Origin of the sequence: Pseudoroseomonas cervicalis ATCC 49957, assembly GCF_000164635.1 — a bacterium.
GTDB classification, from domain to species: domain Bacteria; phylum Pseudomonadota; class Alphaproteobacteria; order Acetobacterales; family Acetobacteraceae; genus Pseudoroseomonas; species Pseudoroseomonas cervicalis.
In genome coordinates, this window is the sequence record NZ_GG770897.1 from 1 (window position 1) to 2,265 (window position 2,265).

Annotated in this window: 4 protein-coding genes; 2 read left to right on the forward strand and 2 right to left on the reverse strand. The window is 75.7% G+C overall.

Annotation, left to right across the window (positions count from 1 at the left end; all coding sequences use genetic code 11):
- Window positions 1-79: 79 nt before the first annotated feature.
- Together HMPREF0731_RS24590 and HMPREF0731_RS20100 are read right to left on the reverse strand one after the other, a co-directional pair.
- Window positions 80-232 carry a hypothetical protein gene (locus HMPREF0731_RS24590; RefSeq protein ID WP_157136266.1) on the reverse strand — a complete coding sequence of 51 codons (153 nt, stop codon included), beginning with the start codon at window positions 230-232 and terminating at the stop codon, window positions 80-82.
- Window positions 233-298: 66 nt separating this feature from the next.
- The gene (locus tag HMPREF0731_RS20100) at window positions 299-961 is read right to left on the reverse strand and encodes an aspartate/glutamate racemase family protein (protein ID WP_007006056.1); all 663 of its coding nucleotides are present in this window, start codon (window positions 959-961) and stop codon (window positions 299-301) included.
- Window positions 962-1,144: 183 nt separating this feature from the next.
- Here HMPREF0731_RS20100 and HMPREF0731_RS20105 point away from each other — a divergent pair, with 183 nt between their 5' ends.
- On the forward strand, window positions 1,145-1,696 hold the full coding sequence (locus HMPREF0731_RS20105; protein WP_007006057.1) for a MarR family winged helix-turn-helix transcriptional regulator: 552 nt from the start codon (window positions 1,145-1,147) through the stop codon (window positions 1,694-1,696).
- The coding region (locus HMPREF0731_RS20110; RefSeq protein WP_007006058.1) for a thiamine pyrophosphate-binding protein at window positions 1,693-2,265 on the forward strand (573 nt) is incomplete at its 3' end. The genes HMPREF0731_RS20105 and HMPREF0731_RS20110, both read left to right, overlap by 4 nt.

Here is a 2,265-nt window from a genome sequence, read left to right on the forward strand (position 1 = left end):
GGCGGCGGGCTGGGGGCTGGGCACGCATGGCGCCTGCTCCGCCGGGAGGCGGGCCGCCGCGGCGATGCCCGGCCTGGGGTCAGGACAGCCCGTCGCGCCGCCCGGCACCGCCGACGATGCCCTGCAGCTGGTCCGCGTCCAGCTCCTTGCCCGCCGGCGGGGGCGTCGGCCGGGGGGTGGGCGGAGTGCCGGCCTGGGGCGGGGGCGCCGGCGTCTTGCTGGGTTCGGCCATGCTCTGTCTCCCTGTCTGCCCGGGCAGCCTAACCCGGACGGACGGCATGCGCCCCGTGGAAACGTCTCAAACCGCTTTCCAGGTGTCTGGAGCTTGCAGCATCCGCCGCAGCTTGCGCACGGCGCTGTCCGGCGTGGTCAGCACCGGCCGGCCGGTGGCCGCGGCCACACCCGGCGCGGCCGAGGCCAGGCTGAACTGCGCCAGGGCGATGACGTCGCACCCCGCGAGGTCGCGCGCCGCCCGCGCCGCCAGCCGGTCATGCCCGGCGGCATCGCCGGCATCCAGCGCGGCCAGCGCGCCCTCGGCCAGCTTGGGCACCAGCCGCAGCCCGGCGGGAAATTCCGGCGGCATGGAGGCGAGCGTCGGCGCGAAGCTGGCCAGCAGGCCGACCCGCCCGGACGGCCCGGCGGCGGCCAGCGCCTCCTCGATCATCGCCTCATTGGGCTTCAGCACCGGCAGCGGGGCCAGTTCGCGCTGCACCGCCTCGATGCAGGGGCCGAAGGCGGAGCAGGTGAACAGGATGCCCTGCGCCCCGGTCTCCACCGCGTAGCGCGCCAGGGACAGGAAACGGCCGGTCATGGCCTCGGTCAGCCGCCCCTGCCGCGCGAGGTCGGCGGAGAGGCTGTCATCCAGCAGGTTCATCAGCCGCGCCTCGGGCCAGAGCCGGGCGAAGGCCGCCTCCACCGGCGGCGGCGAATGGCGCAGGGCGTGGATCAGGGCGATGCGCAAGCGTGTCCTCCCGGCCGCCGCGCGGCCTTGCTCTTCGCGTCATTCTGCGGCTGGCGGCGCGGCTGGCAACAGGGCGCTTGCGGGACGGCGAAAAAGTTGGATATCCTACGATTGGCCGGCGCGCTTCCGGCCCGGACACCGCCCGGCCCCGCGCCGGGCCGGCCCCGTGGGGAGGACAACAGTGTGACCAAGCCCGCCGCCGCGCGGCCGCCGAAGCGTGCCGCCGCGCCCGCCACCCTGTCGCCGCAAGGGGGCCTGCCCGGCCGTCCGGTGCTGGCCGCCACCACCCCCCCGGCCGAGCGGCTGCAACTGGGCGGGCTGGACGGGCTGATCGGCTTCCAGCTGCGGCTGGCGCAGGAGGCGTCCTTCCAGGCCTTCGCCCGGCGCAGCGGCGACACCGCGCTGCGGCCCGGCCGCTTCGCCATCCTGGCCATCATCGGCGCCAATCCCGGCCTGTCGCAGACCGCGCTCGGCGCCGCGGCGGGACGCGACAAATCCACCCTCACCCCGGCGCTGGCCGATCTGGAGAAGCGCGGGCTGATCCGCCGGCAGCGGCAGCAGCAGGACCGGCGCAGCTACGCGCTCACCCTGACCCCGGCGGGCGAGGCGACGCTCGGCGCCCTCTCCGCCCATGCGGCGGCGCATGACGCGCAGCTCGACGCGCTGGTGGGCCCCGAGAACCGCGAGGCCTTCCTGGCCATATTGCGCCGGCTGGTGATCGGGCTCGGCGCATGAGCGGCCCGGTCACGGTGCGGCAGGCGGTGCTCGACCTGCTGCGGCAGCGCGGCATCGACACGGTGTTCGGCAATCCCGGCTCCACCGAGCTGGGCTTCCTGGAGCGCTGGCCGGAGGACATCCGCTACGTGCTGGGGCTGCAGGAGGCCTCGGTGGTCGGCATGGCGGACGGCTATGCGCGGGCGACCGGGCGGGCCGCCTTCGTCAACCTGCATTCGGCGGCGGGGCTCGGCCATGCGCTGGGCAATCTGTTCACCGCGTGGAAGAACCAGGCGCCGATGGTGATCACCGCCGGGCAGCAGGCGCGCGCCCTGCTGCCGAACTTCCCGTTCCTGGGCGCCAGTGACGCCGCCGCCTTCCCGCGCCCCTATGTGAAGTTCAGCGTCGAGCCGGCGCGGGCCGAGGATGTGCCGGCCGCCATCGCCCAGGCCTTCCACCTGGCCGAGCAGCGGCCCTGCGGCCCCTGCTTCGTCTCCATCCCCTCCGATGACTGGAACGCGCCCTGCGCGCCGCTGCCGCCGCGCCGCGTGGCGCGCGACACGGCGCCCGACCCGGCGCTGCTGCGGGAG

Bases quoted from the DNA above. Each gene is read 5' to 3' on its own strand.
- HMPREF0731_RS24590 (WP_157136266.1), bottom strand. From the start codon at position 232: ATGGCCGAACCCAGCAAGACGCCGGCGCCCCCGCCCCAGGCCGGCACT.